Raw genomic sequence first — 15,397 nt, forward strand, 5'->3', positions numbered from 1 at the left:
TCAGCCTCCGATATAGTGCATTTCGATTTTTTCGGGCGCCTGCTTGTACTTTGTTCCGTCTGCCTGGACCGTATCCTCGACACGAGCCTCGCTGTATCGATCGGCGCGGTCGCGCCATATCCGGGACAGTACCTGGCGAAGCCGCTCGTCGTCCCCGGCATCGGGTTGGTCGCGCAGGATCGCGCGCAGGTCGGTGCCCTCTGTCGCGAAGAGGCACGTATAGAGCCGTCCCTCGGACGAAAGCCGCGCGCGCGAACAGCCGCCGCAGAACGGCGCGCTGACCGAGGCGATGAAACCGATCTCGCCGCCGCCATCGACATAGCGGTAGCGGCGCGCCACCTCGCCGCGATAGTTCGGCAGAAGCGGTTCGAGCGGCCACAGCGTGTCGAGCCGCGCCAGCAATGCGCGCGACGGCACGACGTCGTCGCGCGTCCAGCCGTTGCGGCTGCCCACATCCATGTATTCGATCAGGCGCACCACGACGCCGGTATGACGAAAATGCGCCAGAAGATCCGGTATGCCGTCATCGTTCACGCCGCGCTGGACGACGGTGTTGATCTTCACGCCGCCGGGAAACCCGGCATGGCGCGCGGCATCGATGCCGCGCAGCACAGCCGCCAGTTCCGCTCTTCCGCCACTGAGGCGCGCGAAAACGCGCGGATCGAGGCTGTCGAGGCTGACCGTCACGCGGTGCAGCCCCGCCGCGCGCAACGCGCCCGCCTGACGGTCCAGCAGCACGCCGTTGGTGGTGAGTGCGACGTCGTCGATGCCGGGAATCCGCACCAGGCGCGCCACCAGATCCGCCAGGCCGGGGCGCAGCAGGGGCTCGCCGCCCGTCAGGCGCAGCTTGGTGACGCCCAGTGCCGCCGCCATGCGCGCCACGCGCGCGATCTCGTCGAAATCGAGCCGTTCCGGCGGCGACAGGAAACGAAAGCCTTCCGGATAGGCCGCTTCCGGCATGCAGTATGGGCAGCGGAAATTGCACCGGTCCATCACCGATATCCGGAGATCGCGCAAAGGTCGGCCCCGTCGGTCCAGGACCGGCCTGTCCGCGCGCCTCAGGGCGATCTCATCCACGACGCCTTCCCGCCTTCTATCCGGCGATTCGGATCGGCGCCGCCGAGGCAACGCTGGGAACCACCTTGACCGGTATGGACTTGGCCGCCGGGGTGCCGCTGATCTCGTCGAAATAATCGAGCGGCAGCAGCGGGTTGAGTTCGGGGTAATAGCCGGCGATCGCGCCGCGCGGCATCGGGTAGTCGATGACCGTCAAGCCGTCGACATAGCGCCGGTAGCCGTCGTCGCTGCAGGTCTCGAGCCCGATGACGGCCCCGTTCTCCAGCCCCCGGTCCTCGCGATCCTGCTTGTTCATGAAGATCACGAGGCGGTTGTTGTACACGCCGCGATAGCGGTCGCTGTTGCTGTAGATCGTGGTGTTGTACTGGTCGTGCGAGCGGATCGTCGCCAGGCGCAGCATCGCCGGGTCCGCGACGACGTCATTGACCTCCAGCCCCGGCAGAACGAGGAAATTCGCCTTGCCGTTCGGAGTCGGCCAGACCCGGCGGCGCGGCGGGATGTCGAGATGGAAGCCGCGCGGATTTTTGATCTTCTCGGAGAAATCGGCATAGATGTCCGGATAGATCGCGGCGATCTTGTCGCGGATCAGCGTGTAATCCTCCATATACTGCGCCCAGGGCGTCCTGGACTCCGGCAGGGTGGCCATGGCCATGCGGCAAACGATCTCGGTCTCGGGGCGCACGTCGGGGCTCACCGGTTCGAACACGCCGCGCGAGGGCGTGACGTTGGCCATCGCGTCCTCGATGGTCACGAACTGTTCGCCCGCCGTCGTGCGGATGATCTCGGAGCGGGACACGACGGGCAGGATCAGGGCGTCCTTGCCATGCACCAGATGCCCGCGATTGAGCTTGGTCGCCACGCCGACGGTCAGGTTGAGCCGCCCCATCGCCGCGTAGGTGCGCGCGGTGTCCGGAACCGCGCGGGCGAAATTGCCGCCCATGCCGAAGAATACCTTGGCGGTCCCCGCCTCCATGGCCTCGAGCGCCTCGAGCACGTGATGGCCATGCGCGCGCGGCGGCTCGAAGCCGAAGACGTCGCGCACGCGGTCCAGATAATCCTGGCTCGGCTTCTCGTCGATGCCGACCGTGCGGTCGCCCTGCACGTTGGAATGGCCGCGGATCGGCGCGATGCCCGCGCCGGGCTTGCCGAAATTACCCTTCAGCAGCAGGAGATTGGCCACCTGCTGCAGCAGCCGCGAGCCTTCCTGGTGCTGGGTCAGCCCCATGCCGTAGCAGATGATCGTCGCATTCGATTTCGCATAGATCCCGGCGATGTGGCGGATCTGCTCTTCCGTGATGCCGGAGATGCGCGTGATGTCGGCCCAGGAGACCGACATGACGTCCGCGCGCAATGCCTCCAGCCCCGCCGTGTGCTCGGCGATGAACGCCGTGTCGAGCACTGCCTCGCCGCGATCCTCGGCCTCGAACAACGCGCGCATCATACCCTTGAAGACCGCCAGGTCGCCGCCGATGCGCACATGCACGAAGTCGCTGGAAATCGCCGTCGAGCCGAACGTCGCCATCTGCAGGATATCCTGCGGCTCGGTGAAGCGGATCAGCGCGCGTTCCGGCATGGGATTGATCAGGATGACCGGCACGCCGCGTTTGCGCGCCTCGACCAGGTTGGTCATCATGCGCGGCGAATTGGTGCCGGTGTTCTGCCCGATGACGAAGATCGCCTCGGCATGGTCGAAATCGGCCATGACGATCGTGCCCTTGCCGACGCCGATCGCGGGCGGCAGGCCGCGCGAGGTCGGCTCGTGGCACATGTTGGAACAGTCGGGGAAGTTGTTGGTGCCGAATTCCCGCACGAAGATCGAATACAGGAACGCCGTTTCGTTGGCCGTGCGGCCGGAGGTGTAGAACTCGGCCTGATGCGGGCTTTCCAGCGCCCTCAGATGCTTCCCGATCAGGGCGAAGGCGTCGTCCCAGGCGACGGGAACATATTTGTCCGTCGCGGCGTCGTAGCGCATGGGCTCGGTCAGGCGCCCCTGCATTTCCAGCCAGTAATCGCTCTTGTCCATCAGCTCGGTGACGGTGTGCCGTTCGAAGAATTCCCGCGTCACCCGTGCCTTGGTCGCCTCATGCGCCAGCGCCTTCGCGCCGTTCTCGCAGAATTCGAGCGTCTTGCGATGGTCGGGGTCGGGGAAGGCGCAGCTCGGGCACTTGAAGCCGCCAGGCTGGTTCATCGCGAGCAGGCCGCGCGACCCCTTTACCAGCACGCTCTGTTCCATGAGCACCTTCGCCGTGGCGCCCGCCGCGCCCCAGCCGCCTGCCGGGTGGTGATAGGGCTTGAACGTGGATTCTTTCTCTTTGCTCATGGTACCAACCTCCTGATGGCCATTGCCGGGCCCGCCTGCCATAGTGGTTAAAGGATGCCGAATTCTTTCAATGCCGGCACGAAATTCTCGTTTTCGTGTTGGGACCGGGTCAGCTTGACCAGCGCGAAACGTTGCAGGGGCGCCAGTGCCGCCCATTCTTCCGCTGTCGGCGGGACCACGCCCTCCGCCTCGGCCTGGAGACGCACGGAGTCGGGCATGCGGCCGGGCTGCTGCCAGTCCCCGAAGTCCCGCGTGGCCAGATAGCGGACCGGCTCGTCCGTCCGGGCCATGATCCGATCCAGCACGAACATGCGATAGGCGTCCTGCTCGTCCTTCGTCTCGCACGGCATGTCGGCCAGCCTGCCGCGTTCTTCGTGCGACAGGCGGCTCCATTGCCGCAGCGTCATCTTGATACCGACGATGTCGAGTTTCTGCCGCGCGATCATCGGAATGCAGCGCAGGGAACCGGCAAAGTCGCGTTCGAATTCGAAGATCATGGTTGCGCCTCGTGCGTTCTTGTTCTTATGCCGTCCTCACCCGTCTCCGATCCGTCGCCGCGGATGCGTTCAATGATAGCCATCGGCTTCCGTCACCTTCCCACGAAACACGCGATAGGAATAGATCGTGTAGGTCAGGATGATCGGCAGGAGGATGGCGGTGCCGATAAGCTGGAAGAACTGGCTCGACGGCGGCGAGGAGACGTCCCACAGCGTCAGGCTTGGCGGCACCGCATAGGGCCAGACCGTGATCCCGAGCCCCGACAGGCAGAGGAAGAACCAGCCGAGCGCGCACAGGAAGGGCACGCGCGTGTGGCCCTTGCGCAGGCTTGCGGCCAGCAGCAGGCCGAGCACGACCACCAGGACGGGCACCGGCGCCACGAAGGCGATGTTCGGCCAGTCGGTCCAGCGGCGGAGATAGGGCGCGTGCAGCAGCGGCGTCCACAGGCTGACGGCAACGATGCCGACGAAGAGCCCGGCCGCCAGGCGCCGTGCCCAGCGGCGGCAGGAGGCCTCGAGGGTGCCGGTTGTGCGCCATACCAGCCATGTCGCGCCGAGTAGGGCATAACCGCACGTCACGGATATGCCGCAGAGGACGCTGAACGGCGTCAGCCAGTCCAGCGGGCCGCCGGAGAACGCGCCGTCGGTCACGGAGACGCCTTGCACGACGCCGCCCAGGATCGCCCCCTGGCAGAAGGCGGCAATGCCCGACCCCGCCATGAAGCCGGTATCCCACAGCGCCTCGCGCGCCGTACCCCGCGTCATGACGCGGAACTCGAACGACACGCCGCGAAAGATCAGGGCCAGCAGCATCAGCACGATCGGCAGATAGAAGGCCGGCAGCAGCGTGGCATAGGCCCCGGGGAACACCCCGTACAGCACGGCCCCGCCGAGGACCATCCAGGTCTCGTTACCGTCCCAGACCGGCGCGATGGTATTGACCATCACGTCCCGGCGGCCCCGGTCGCGCTCCAGCGCGAACAGCATGCCGATCCCCAGATCGAACCCGTCGAGAATGACATAGATCGTGATCGCGGCGATCAGGATCACGGCCCAGACGATCGGAAGCCAGTGTGCGAAATCCATCATGCCTTCAGGCTCCCTTGCCGGAAGAAAAGGTCACAACGGCCGGGTGGACGCGCGTCGCCAGCATGTCGGACGCCCGTGCCGGCGCGGTGTCGGGCTCGCCTTCCTGCGGCGCGCGCGCCAGCAGCCGGATCAGGATCCCCAGGCCGGAACCGAACACGATGACATAGACGACGACGAAGGCCGTCATCGACACGGCCATGCTCGACAGGATGACCGGTGCCGCGCTGTCCGACGTCCGCAGCAATCCATAGACGGTCCAGGGCTGGCGGCCGACTTCCGTGGTGACCCAGCCGCAGAGCAGGGCGATGAACCCGGCCGGCGCCATGCACAGCGCCACGATATGGAAGACCGGACTGGTGAACAGGGTACTGTTCCGGCGATGCCACAGCGACCAGAGCCCGACCAGCATCATCAGGACGCCGAGCGCCACCATGATGCGGAAGGAGAAGAAAATGACCGGCGATGGCGGGCGCTGGTCGCGGGGGAAATCCTTCATGCCCGGCACCTTGCCGTCCAGGCTGTGCGTCAGGATCAGCGAACCGAGCAGCGGGATCTTCACCGCATAATCCGTGTGCTCGGTCCTCATGTTCGGAATCCCGAACAGCAGTTCCGGCGCACGCCCTTCGGTCTCCCAGTCGCCTTCCATGGCGGCGATCTTCACCGGCTGGTATTTCAACGTGTTCAGGCCGTGCGCGTCGCCGGCCAGAATCTGCACGGGCGCCACGATGGCGGCCATCCACATGGCCATGGAAAACATCACCCGCACCGGTTCGCTCGCGATCGCGCCCGCGCGGCGCGCCCGCAGCATGTGCCAGGCGCCGGTCGCGCCGACGGCGAACGCGACGGACAGGAACGCGGCCAGGCCCATGTGAACGAGCCGGAACGGAAAGGACGGGTTGAAGATGATGGCCAGCCAGTCATCGGGCAGGAACTGCCCGGTGGCGGGATCGATCCTGTAGCCGCGCGGCGTCTGCATCCACGAATTCGATGCCAGGATCCAGGTCATGGAAATCAGGGTACCCACCGACACGCAGCAGGTGGCGGCGAAATGCAGGCCGCGCCCGACCTTGCTCATGCCGAACAGCATGACGCCGAGGAAGCCGGCCTCGAGGAAGAAGGCGGTCATGACCTCGTAGGACAGCAGCACGCCGGTGATCGGCCCCGCCTTCTTGGAGAACACCGACCAGTTCGTGCCGAACTCGTAGGCCATCACCAGTCCGGAGACGACGCCCATGCCGAAGACGATGGAGAACGCCTTGATCCAGTAGCGATAGAGATCGAGGAAGACCTGCCGCCCCGTCGCCAGCCACGCGCCCTCGAGCACGGCAAGATAGGCGGCAAGGCCGATCGAAAAGGCGGGAAAGATGATGTGAACGCCCACGGTAAAGGCGAACTGGAAGCGCGCAAGTAAAAGCGCTATATCATGGGCATTCTGCATCAATATTTTCCGCAATCCCTGGCATTACGAAATCCCGATCAAAAGAACTGACGCTGAAGGGGCAGGAAGCATTCGACAACGGCCAAGGCCACGGGACCGTTCGTCAAAACAGATGGCGTGACGTGACCGGTATGGTGTTAAATCAACCTGCTATCATGCGTCCAAGACCTTTTATTTATATTCTTATGCGTACTGGTTATAACAACTCATCCTTTCCCTCGGATTCGATTATACCTATGATCCATGGTCATCCGGCCGGCAGCCGTCCTGGCATCGGGCGGCAGAAGATGCCTGCTCGCGGCTCGGGGAGCATGAAGGGAGTTTCCGTCCATTGGCCACTTCTCAACCCGTCGACGCCAAATTGACCCAGGCCGCCTTATTCCTTGTCGCGACCCTGAACACAGGCGATCAAGCCGCGGCAGGCGCTCAACTCCGGGACCTGCTGGGAGATCTTTCCTCGCTGTTGCGCGGCGTCGGTTTTCGTATCCCCGACGGGCGCCTCAGTTGCGTCACCGGCATCGGGTCGACGGCATGGGACCTTATTTTCGGCGCTCCGCGACCGAAGGATCTTCATCCGTTCCAGGCCATCCACGGCGTGCATCATGCCCCTTCGACCCCGGGCGACCTTCTTTTCCATATCCGTGCCACGCGCATGGATTTGTGCTTCGAACTGGCGGCCACGATCGTCTCGCGCCTGGAAGGCGCGGCCAGCGTGGTCGATGAGGTCCACGGTTTCAAATATTTCGACGAACGCGACCTGCTGGGCTTCGTGGACGGCACCGAAAACCCGTCCGGCCAGGCGGCCGTCGACTCGGCGATCGTGGGCGACGAGGATCCGGCCTTCACGGGCGGCAGCTACGTCATTATCCAGAAATACCTGCATGACCTGAAAAAATGGAATGCCATTCCGACCGAAATGCAGGAAAACATCATCGGGCGTAGGAAGCTCTCCAACATCGAACTGGCCGATGCCGCCAAACCCAGCTATGCCCATAACATGCTGACGACGATCGAGGAAAACGGTCAGCAACTCCAGATCGTGCGGGACAACATGCCATTCGGCGCGGTCGGGAAGGGCGAATTCGGCACGTATTTCATCGGCTATGCACGTTCGCCCGCGCGCATCGAGCAGATGCTGCACAATATGTTCGTCGGAAAGCCCCCGGGGAATTACGACCGGATTCTGGACGTCAGCACCGCCGTCACCGGCGCATTGTTCTTCATCCCGACCGCCGATTTCCTGGATGGCGCTCCGGACATCGCTGCGCCGGCACGGTCGCCCGACGAGACCGGCCGTGCATCCGCGCCCCCCGAACCCGCCCCCAAGGCACACCGGGCCGATCCGTCGCTGGGCATTGGCTCGCTGAAAGAGGAACCCTGACATGAACAATCTTCACCGGCATCTCGCCCCCGTTTCCAGCATGGCCTGGGAGCAGATCGAAGAGGAAGCGGCCCGTACGATCCGGCGGCATCTCGCCGGGCGGCGTGTCGTCGATACGTCGGAACCCAAAGGCTTGTCGCTTGCCGGTATCGGAACCGGTCGCGCCAGCCGGATCGATGCGCCGACCGACGGGATTCGCGCCATGCGGCGTGACATTCTGCCGCTCGTCGAATTGCGTGTGCCCTTCGTCCTGTCGCGCGAGGAAATCGATGCCGTGGAGCGGGGCTCTCAGGATTCCGACTGGCAGCCGGTCAAGGATGCCGCGAAGACGATCGCGTTCGCGGAAGACCGCGCCATCTTCGAGGGATATGCCGCAGCGGGCATCCAGGGCATTCGCGCCGGCACGTCCAATGCCCATCTGAAGCTTCCGGCGTCGGTACAGGATTATCCCCATGTCATCGCCGATGCCCTCGCCAGCCTGCGTCTCGCGGGCGTGAACGGTCCCTATTCGATCGTCCTGGGGGCGCAGGCATTCCTGGCGGTCGGCAGTGGCGACGATGACGGATATCCCATCCGCAAGCACATCGAAAGCATGATCGACGGCAAGCTCGTCTGGGCGCCGGCCATCGAGGGGGCTTTCGTCGTGACCATGCGGGGCGGCGATCTGGCGCTTGATATCGGGCAGGATTTCTCGATCGGCTATCTGAGCCACACGGCCGACACGGTTGAGTTGTATCTGCAGGAGAGCTTCACCTTCCGCGTCCTCACCAGCGAGGCGACGGTCGCCATCGATGCCGCGGGGGAACTGGCGCCGGCGGCATCCTGATGATCGGGAACGCAGCTTTCGGCGTGCTGCGGCGTTATCGGCGAAGGCCGGTCCCCGCCGGAACATGCGCCTGAACGTCTTGTCACGGAATCGCATGCCGCGTGCCGCAAATTCCCGGAAGGACATTTGGATCTGTCTCGCCGTTTCGAAGCTTGAGGATGCCGGGACAGGCCGGCCTGTCCGGCACCGGCGCACACCAGCCATGGGCACAATTGTCGAGGACTTCCGAACATGGACAACCCGCTTGAAGATTCACCGCAGACGGCAGCGCGCATCCTCGCCAGGGCCAAGGAATTGTGGGCCGCAGACGGCAAGCCGGCCTGCGGTCCCGATGCCTATAAGGCGCAGGCGTCCGAGTTGATCGGCATGGAACTGAACCCCGATGCCGGCCAGATTCCCGTCGAATCGCCGGTGCCGTTGGGTCCGGACGGACAGCCCGTCGAAGAGGCGTGGCTGGAGCAGAATCTCGGCAATTCCGGCGGCAGCATGAACGAACTGGACGACAAGCAGGAAGTCCCGTTCGCTACGCGCCAGGACGAAGAGAATTTTCTGAAAGGAACGCAAGATACAGCGGGAAAAGACCCATGATCCCGATATTTCTTGATGCCAGGACCAATCCGCCGGCCCCCCATGAAGATGGCTGGTATGTCATGGACGGCACAGATATTCTCGATGGAGGGCCGTTTACGAGCGAGCAACAGGCGTTGCTCTGGATTGATGGGCAGGAACCCGACCCCGATGCCGGTGGCCCCTCTCCTTTCTGAGCCGCGGCCGCTCTCAAGTCGAGCATGCGCTCGGCTTCAAGCGTGAGAGGTCGGGATTCCCTTCGCGTCGCGGTGGTCAACTGATCATCGGCAGCCAGACGGCGAGTGCCAGCAGCACGACCAGCAGCACCGGCGGGGTGATGATCAGCCCGACCTTCATGTATTGGCCCCAGGTGATGCGGTAGTCCTTGCCGGCCAGCACATGCAGCCAGAGCAGGGTCGCCAGGCTGCCGATCGGGGTGAATTTCGGTCCCAGGTCGCAGCCGATGATATTGGCGTAGACCATCAGGTCGCGGGTGAGCGGCGTGATGTCCTGCGCCTGCCGAATCGACAATGCGCCCACCAGCACGCTGGGCATGTTGTTCAGCACCGATGACAACAGGGCTGCCAGGACACCGGTCCCCACCGTGGCGACGATCGTGCCCCGATGGCCGAGCCAGACCAGTGCGTCCGCGACATGATCGGTCAGGCCGGCGTTTTTGAGCCCGTAGACCACCAGATACATGCCCAGGCTGAAGATGACGATCTGCCATGGTGCGCCGTGCAGCACCTTGCGCACCCGGATGACCGGGCTTTTCACCGCGAGGGCGAAGAGAATCGCGGCGGCGACGCCGGCAACGATCGCAACCGGGAGATGGAACGGCGCGGTCAGGAAATAGGCGAGCAGCAGTGCCACCAGCAGCGGAAACGCCGCCCGGAACACCAGCAGGTCCCGGATGGCGCTCGCAGGCGCGGGAAGGGTTGCAACCGGATACGAGGCCGGCACGTCGCGCCGGTAATACAGCCACAGCACGCCCAATGTCGCGGCCAGCGAGACCAGATTCACCGGCACCATCGCAGCGGCGTAGCGGTCGAACGGCACCGCGAAGAAATTCGCGCTGACGATGTTGACCAGGTTGGAAATCACCAGCGGCAGGCTGGTGGTATCCGCGACGAAGCCTGTCGCGATGATGAAGGCCAGCGCCGCCGTATGGGACAGGCGCAGTTGCGCCAGGATCGCGATCACGATCGGGGTCAGCAGCAACGCCGCCCCATCATTGGCGAAGATCGCGGCAATCGCCGCGCCCAGCACGACGATCAGCGGAAACAGGACATGCGCTTCTCCCCTGCCCCAGCGCACGACGTGCAGCGCGGCCCAGTGAAAGAAGCCGGCCTCGTCCAGCAGCAGCGAGATGATGATCAGCGCGATGAAGGTGAAGGTGGCATCCCAGACGATGTGCCAGACGACCGGGATATCGTGCCAGTGGACGACACCGGTCGCCAGGGCGACGGCGGCGCCGGCCAGGGCGCTCCAGCCGATCCCCAATCCCCTGGGCTGCCAGATGACGAAGACGAGCGTGACGATGAAAATCGCAAGAGCGAGCATCAGACGACCTGCTTTCCGCCGTCAACGACGACTTGCCGGCCGTCCTCCTTGGCGAAGGCCGCCTTCTGCGGTTCGGGCAGGAGATCGAGCACGGTTTCGGACGGCCGGCAGAGCCTGACCCCAAGCGGGGTCACGACGATCGGGCGGTTGATCAGGATCGGGTGCGCCATCATGGCGTCGATCAGTTGGTCGTCGGTCAGGGCCGGGTCATCGAGACCCAGTGCATCATAGGGTGAGCCCTTGCGGCGCAGGAGGTCGCGCACCGGTACCCCCATGCGCGCGATCAGGCCGGCCAGTTCGTCGCGCGACGGTGGGGTCTTCAGATATTCGATGACCGTGGGCTCGATCCCGGCGTCGCGAATCTTCGCGAGTGTGTTGCGCGACGTGCCGCAGGCGGGATTGTGGTAGATCGTGATGGTCATGGCGATACCCTTTCTGACGGTACCCTTTCTGCCGGGCAACAGGGCATGAGTTCAGTGATGAGCGGTGCGCACAGATCGGCCCGCCCTGCGCAGCAATCCTTGACCAGGAACAGAACCAGGGCACGAAGCACTGCGAGATCGGCGCGATAGATGACCAGCCGGCTCCGCCGGGTCGCATGGACCAGGCCGGAACGCGCGAGGATCGCCAGATGGGTGGACAGCGTGTTCTGCGGCACGCCCAGCCGGCGCGCGACCTCGCCGGCCGGCAGGCCGTCCGGTTCCTGGCACGCCAGCAGCCGGAAGGCATCGAGGCGGCTGGAATGGGCCAGGGCACTCAGCGCCCGGAGGGCGGCTTCATTTTCCATATATCCACTTATCGGGATATATGATGAATAGTCAAGGAGAAGCCTCCCTCTCTGCGCTCATTTCCCCCTTTCAGGATCATGACGCCAGTTCTCTGACAAAATCGAGGAAAGCGCGCACCTTGGCTGACATGAGATGCGATGCGTGGTGATAGACATACAGGGGGAAGGTCTCATCCGACCATTCCGGCAGCAGATGGACCAGCCTCTTCTGCGCGATGAGATCTCTGGCATAGAGTTCCAGCAATTGTGCGATTCCGGCGCCGCTCAGACAGGCGCCCAGCAGCGATCCGGTGTCGTCGACCATCAGCCGTCCGACAACCTGAAGCGGAACGGTTTCCCTGCCGCGCTGAAACTCCCACGCGAACGGGCGTCTGGTCATCGGGTCGCGGATCAGGAGGCATTGGTGGCCCTGCGCCAGATCCTCTGGCCGCTCCGGTTCGCCATGCCGGGCGAGATAGGCGGTCGAGGCGCAGGTCAGGACGTGGGTTTCGAGCAACAGGCGCGCCTTGAGCGAGGACGGCTCAGGCTCGCCGAAGCGGATCGCGACATCGAAACCATCGGCGACGAGATCGCCCATCCGGTCGCGCACGCTGATCTCGACGGAGAGTTCGGGAAAGCGGTCGAGAAACGCCCCGATCCGGGGCGACAGGACGAAGTGGCCGAACGTTCCGTCGACATTGACCCGGAGCCGCCCCCGGATCGCGGCCTTGCTTCCGCCGGCCGTCACCGCGGCGTCCGCGATCCCGGCAAGATGGGGGGCGACAGCTTCGTAGAAGCGCCGCCCCTCGTCGGTCAGCGAAATGGCGCGCGCGGTTCGGTTGAAGATGCGGATGCCGACGCGCTCCTCCAGACGAGCGACCGCGCGGCTCACCGCCGGCTGGGTCAGTCCGATCGCTTCGCCCGCGCGCGCGAAACTGCCCGCCTCCACAACGGCGGACACGACGCCGATCCCGCTCAGGAGGCGGCTATCGAAGGTCATGAGGCATACTTTCAGTCATCTTTGGACTGACATCTATGCATTATTTTTTGCATCCCTTGAAGCCTAGGTTTGCGCCTGCCGCCGGACAGCGCGGCGATGTCGAAGACAGGAGCAAGGCATGAGCAATTCCGGAAAAATCGCCCTGATCACGGGCTCTTCGCGCGGCATCGGCGCGGAGATTGCCCTTCGCCTCGCGGCGGATGGGTTCAAGGTGGTGGTCAACTACGCCAGCGGCGCGGGACCGGCCCAGAAGGTGGCCGACCGGATCAAGGCTGCCGGCGGCGAGGCGATCGTGGCGCAGGCGGATATCGCCGATCCGGTCTCGGTCGCGGCGATGTTCGACGCGGCGGAACGGGCTTTCGGCGGCATCGACGTGGTGGTGAACAGCGCGGGGGTGCTGAAGCTGGCCAAAATCGCCGAGTATGACGACGCCACGTTCGACCAGAGCATGGCGATCAACGTCAAGGGCGCGTTCAATGTCTGCCGCGAGGCGGCCAGGCGCGTGCGCCAGGGCGGTCGCATCATCACTCTTTCCACCAGCGTCATCGGCATGCGCATGCCGACCTATGGCGTCTACGTGGCGACCAAAGCGGCGGTCGAGGCACTGACCCAGGTTCTGGCGCAGGAAATGCGCGGTCGCGGCATCACCGTGAACGCGGTCGCACCCGGCCCGGTCGCAACCGAGCTGTTCCTTGAGGGCAAGACCCCCGAACTGATCGATCGCATCGCGAAGCTGAACCCCCTGGAACGCCTCGGGCAGACCGAGGACATCGCTCCGGTCGTCTCGTTCCTCGCCGGCCCGGAGGGCGGCTGGATCAACGGCCAGACCATCCGCGCCAACGGCGGCATGTGCTGACATGCCGCGCCTGCGGTTCGCCCGAGCGAACCGCGGGGCCCCTCGACATCCGTATCCGCCAACAGGTCGACGTCCGCAACGCCTCTCCCGACGCCAACCGCTCCATCATCGCGGCCTCCGACAGTGCGTGCTACCGGCCAGCAGGTCGCGCGGGCGTTCCTGGCCGGGCACGATCACGCCGTTCGCTGGCATTTTTTGGTGCAATCGCTCCATAAATCCTTGAACGTGAAATCATGCCCCTCATATGTCGTGGGTGTAGGAGGTCGCTCCACATTTTTTTTGGTCATCCGTTTCCGCAACCCCGGGCATGGGAGCCGCGCTTCGCTCTCAGCCCGAGCAGACAGGGACAGCACCCATGAGTAAGCTTACAGGAAAAGTCGCGATCGTCACCGGCGCCTCCAAGGGGATCGGCGCGGGGATCGCCAAGGCACTGGCAGCGGAAGGCGCCGCGGTAGTGGTTAATTATGCGTCCAGCAAAGCGGGGGCCGATGCGGTCGTCGCGGCGATCACGGACGCGGGCGGCAAGGCCTTCGCGGTGCAGGGCGATGTCTCGCGCAAAGCGGACGCCCAAGCCATCGTCAATGCCGCCATCAGCCAGTTCGGCCGGCTGGATATTCTGGTCAACAATTCCGGCGTCTATGAATTCGCCTCGATCGGGGAGATCACCGAGGAGCATTTCCACCGGCTCTTCAACGTCAACGTATTGGGCACGTTGCTGACGACCCAGGCCGCGGTCGGCCATCTGGGCGCGGGCGGCAGCATCATCAATATCAGTTCGGTCGTGTCGCGCATCACGCCGCCCAATTCGGCGGTCTATACCGGCACGAAGGGCGCGGTGGACGCCATCACCGGGTCTCTGGCGCGGGAACTCGGGCCGAAGCAGATCCGGGTCAACGCGATCAATCCCGGACTGATCGAGACCGAAGGCACCCAGACCGCGAGCATCGTCGGCTCGGAGATGGAGCAGGCCATCATCGCGCAGACGCCTCTGGGCCGCACGGGTCAGGTGCAGGATATCGCACCGCTGGCGGTTTTCCTGGCGTCCGACGAGTCTCGTTGGCTGACCGGCGAAACCCTGATCGCCTCCGGCGGCCTGCGTTAAGGAACTACCCGCGACCTGGCACGACAGTGCCAGGTCCGGAAGGGATTGGCGGCATCCCGGACGATGCATGGCGGACCGGCGATGGGTTGGGTGCGCCTTACGCCGTTGCCGTCAGCGCAGTTTCTTCTAACGGACCTTATAGCAACCTGGCCGCCCCATCTTTCAGACCATGCCCGCCAGCGTCTCCGACGCCTGGCGGAGGTCGTGCATCAGCGTTGCGTAGCAGGGCGGTCGATCGTCAATGTGCAGGGCCACGCCGAGGGCCAGCGGCGTGCCCGACGTGCGGCGTGGGATATTGACCGCGATACCGCCGATGCCGCGGATCAGCGCGCCCTCGTCACTGGCGTATCCACGCCGACGGGCGGTTTCCACGTCGCGGCGCAGGGCGTGTTCGCCACCCGCTGCCGCTGAGCGTGACGTGATCCGCGATATCGTTTCATCATCGCAACATGATAGGATCATCGTGGCGCCGGGGCCGAAGCCCAGCGCCACGCGGCCACCGACGCCGCCGGTCAGGGACGGGATCATGCGCTCGCCGAAGCAAGCATCGACGCAGATCACGTCGTCACGGTCCCGCGCGAGAACGAAAATCGCGTCATTACGCCCCAAGGGCACGCGCTGGATGGTTTCTCGCCATTCCCGCTTGTACAGGGGGACATCGACGGGCGCCTGCCGGGGCGTGCCATGGGGGTCGGAACCGGCATAGCGTCGGGTCCCCTTGACACGCGCCACCAGGCCTTCGTCCACAAGGGATGCCAGGAGCCGGTGTGTGGTCGATCTGGGAAGATGGCACAGTTGCGCAAGCGTTCCGAGTTCGAAGCCCTCGGTTCCACCGACCGCAACCATTTTCAGAAGCCGCCCCGCCTTGCGCACGGCATCGACCGAATTGTCCCTTGTCATCGCGCGTTCCACCAT

At 64.7% G+C, this 15,397-nt stretch carries 16 protein-coding genes; 6 read left to right on the forward strand and 10 right to left on the reverse strand.

Annotated elements, in window-relative coordinates; genetic code table 11:
* The 5 genes from moaA to QN315_RS09170 all read right to left on the reverse strand — a co-directional run bounded on the left by moaA (position 1) and on the right by QN315_RS09170 (position 6,421).
* Positions 1–1,077, reverse strand: a complete 1,077-nt coding sequence (moaA, locus tag QN315_RS09150; protein ID WP_408904610.1) for a GTP 3',8-cyclase MoaA — start codon at positions 1,075–1,077, stop codon at positions 1–3.
* A gap of 16 nt (positions 1,078–1,093) precedes the next feature.
* Entirely contained in the window at positions 1,094–3,397 is a 2,304-nt protein-coding gene (locus tag QN315_RS09155; RefSeq protein ID WP_323993159.1) for an FdhF/YdeP family oxidoreductase, read from the reverse strand.
* A 47-nt stretch (positions 3,398–3,444) separates the two neighbouring features.
* The gene (locus QN315_RS09160) at positions 3,445–3,894 is read right to left on the reverse strand and encodes a nitrate reductase associated protein (RefSeq protein ID WP_323993161.1); all 450 of its coding nucleotides are present in this window, start codon (positions 3,892–3,894) and stop codon (positions 3,445–3,447) included.
* Between the two features lie 69 nt (positions 3,895–3,963).
* The gene (gene cydB, locus QN315_RS09165) at positions 3,964–4,983 is read right to left on the reverse strand and encodes a cytochrome d ubiquinol oxidase subunit II (protein WP_323993163.1); all 1,020 of its coding nucleotides are present in this window, start codon (positions 4,981–4,983) and stop codon (positions 3,964–3,966) included.
* Positions 4,984–4,987: 4 nt separating this feature from the next.
* Positions 4,988–6,421: a cytochrome ubiquinol oxidase subunit I gene (locus tag QN315_RS09170; protein ID WP_323993164.1), complete on the reverse strand. Its 1,434-nt coding sequence runs from the start codon at positions 6,419–6,421 to the stop codon at positions 4,988–4,990.
* 331 nt (positions 6,422–6,752) lie between these two features.
* Here QN315_RS09170 and QN315_RS09175 point away from each other — a divergent pair, with 331 nt between their 5' ends.
* The 4 genes from QN315_RS09175 (at position 6,753) to QN315_RS09190 (ending at position 9,392) form a co-directional block, all read left to right on the forward strand.
* Positions 6,753–7,802, forward strand: coding sequence for a Dyp-type peroxidase (locus QN315_RS09175; protein WP_323993166.1), 1,050 nt, complete (start codon positions 6,753–6,755; stop codon positions 7,800–7,802).
* Position 7,803: 1 nt separating this feature from the next.
* On the forward strand, positions 7,804–8,628 hold the full coding sequence (locus QN315_RS09180; RefSeq protein ID WP_323993168.1) for a family 1 encapsulin nanocompartment shell protein: 825 nt from the start codon (positions 7,804–7,806) through the stop codon (positions 8,626–8,628).
* A gap of 231 nt (positions 8,629–8,859) precedes the next feature.
* Positions 8,860–9,216: a hypothetical protein gene (locus tag QN315_RS09185; protein WP_323993170.1), complete on the forward strand. Its 357-nt coding sequence runs from the start codon at positions 8,860–8,862 to the stop codon at positions 9,214–9,216.
* A complete protein-coding gene (locus QN315_RS09190; RefSeq protein ID WP_323993171.1) occupies positions 9,213–9,392 on the forward strand; it encodes a hypothetical protein in 180 nt (59 codons plus the stop codon). Before QN315_RS09185 ends, QN315_RS09190 begins: the two co-directional genes overlap by 4 nt.
* Positions 9,393–9,468: 76 nt before the next feature.
* On the opposite strand, the gene QN315_RS09195 is transcribed toward QN315_RS09190, so the two are convergent.
* The 4 genes from QN315_RS09195 to QN315_RS09210 form a co-directional block, all read right to left on the reverse strand.
* Positions 9,469–10,758 carry an arsenic transporter gene (locus QN315_RS09195; RefSeq protein ID WP_323993172.1) on the reverse strand — a complete coding sequence of 430 codons (1,290 nt, stop codon included), beginning with the start codon at positions 10,756–10,758 and terminating at the stop codon, positions 9,469–9,471.
* Entirely contained in the window at positions 10,758–11,180 is a 423-nt protein-coding gene (gene arsC / locus QN315_RS09200; protein ID WP_323993173.1) for an arsenate reductase (glutaredoxin), read from the reverse strand. The genes QN315_RS09195 and arsC overlap by 1 nt, the downstream gene beginning before the upstream one ends.
* On the reverse strand, positions 11,177–11,545 hold the full coding sequence (locus QN315_RS09205) for a metalloregulator ArsR/SmtB family transcription factor (RefSeq protein ID WP_323993175.1): 369 nt from the start codon (positions 11,543–11,545) through the stop codon (positions 11,177–11,179). The genes arsC and QN315_RS09205 overlap by 4 nt, the downstream gene beginning before the upstream one ends.
* Positions 11,546–11,621: 76 nt before the next feature.
* Complete coding sequence (locus QN315_RS09210) at positions 11,622–12,524, reverse strand: LysR family transcriptional regulator (protein ID WP_323993177.1); 903 nt, start codon at positions 12,522–12,524, stop codon at positions 11,622–11,624.
* A 118-nt stretch (positions 12,525–12,642) separates the two neighbouring features.
* Here QN315_RS09210 and QN315_RS09215 point away from each other — a divergent pair, with 118 nt between their 5' ends.
* Positions 12,643–13,380 (forward strand): SDR family oxidoreductase, encoded by a 738-nt coding sequence (locus tag QN315_RS09215; protein ID WP_323993179.1) that lies wholly within the window; start codon positions 12,643–12,645, stop codon positions 13,378–13,380.
* A 355-nt stretch (positions 13,381–13,735) separates the two neighbouring features.
* Positions 13,736–14,482, forward strand: coding sequence for a glucose 1-dehydrogenase (locus QN315_RS09220; RefSeq protein WP_176639517.1), 747 nt, complete (start codon positions 13,736–13,738; stop codon positions 14,480–14,482).
* A gap of 162 nt (positions 14,483–14,644) precedes the next feature.
* On the opposite strand, the gene QN315_RS09225 is transcribed toward QN315_RS09220, so the two are convergent.
* Positions 14,645–15,397, reverse strand: coding sequence for a helix-turn-helix domain-containing protein (locus QN315_RS09225; protein ID WP_323993181.1), 753 nt, complete (start codon positions 15,395–15,397; stop codon positions 14,645–14,647).

It is taken from the genome of Nguyenibacter sp. L1 (assembly GCF_035199985.1).
Taxonomy (GTDB): Bacteria; Pseudomonadota; Alphaproteobacteria; order Acetobacterales; family Acetobacteraceae; genus Gluconacetobacter; species Gluconacetobacter vanlangensis.

Coding starts and splice junctions, on each gene's coding strand:
- QN315_RS09215 (WP_323993179.1), top strand. CDS start 12,643: ATGAGCAATTCCGGAAAAATCGCCCTGATCACGGGCTCTTCGCGCGGC.
- arsC (WP_323993173.1), bottom strand. CDS start 11,180: ATGACCATCACGATCTACCACAATCCCGCCTGCGGCACGTCGCGCAAC.
- QN315_RS09205 (WP_323993175.1), bottom strand. CDS start 11,545: ATGGAAAATGAAGCCGCCCTCCGGGCGCTGAGTGCCCTGGCCCATTCC.
- QN315_RS09210 (WP_323993177.1), bottom strand. CDS start 12,524: ATGACCTTCGATAGCCGCCTCCTGAGCGGGATCGGCGTCGTGTCCGCC.
- QN315_RS09170 (WP_323993164.1), bottom strand. CDS start 6,421: ATGCAGAATGCCCATGATATAGCGCTTTTACTTGCGCGCTTCCAGTTC.
- QN315_RS09180 (WP_323993168.1), top strand. CDS start 7,804: ATGAACAATCTTCACCGGCATCTCGCCCCCGTTTCCAGCATGGCCTGG.
- QN315_RS09160 (WP_323993161.1), bottom strand. CDS start 3,894: ATGATCTTCGAATTCGAACGCGACTTTGCCGGTTCCCTGCGCTGCATT.
- QN315_RS09190 (WP_323993171.1), top strand. CDS start 9,213: ATGATCCCGATATTTCTTGATGCCAGGACCAATCCGCCGGCCCCCCAT.
- QN315_RS09220 (WP_176639517.1), top strand. CDS start 13,736: ATGAGTAAGCTTACAGGAAAAGTCGCGATCGTCACCGGCGCCTCCAAG.
- QN315_RS09185 (WP_323993170.1), top strand. CDS start 8,860: ATGGACAACCCGCTTGAAGATTCACCGCAGACGGCAGCGCGCATCCTC.
- QN315_RS09155 (WP_323993159.1), bottom strand. CDS start 3,397: ATGAGCAAAGAGAAAGAATCCACGTTCAAGCCCTATCACCACCCGGCA.
- cydB (WP_323993163.1), bottom strand. CDS start 4,983: ATGATGGATTTCGCACACTGGCTTCCGATCGTCTGGGCCGTGATCCTG.
- QN315_RS09225 (WP_323993181.1), bottom strand. CDS start 15,397: ATGGTGGAACGCGCGATGACAAGGGACAATTCGGTCGATGCCGTGCGC.
- QN315_RS09195 (WP_323993172.1), bottom strand. CDS start 10,758: ATGCTCGCTCTTGCGATTTTCATCGTCACGCTCGTCTTCGTCATCTGG.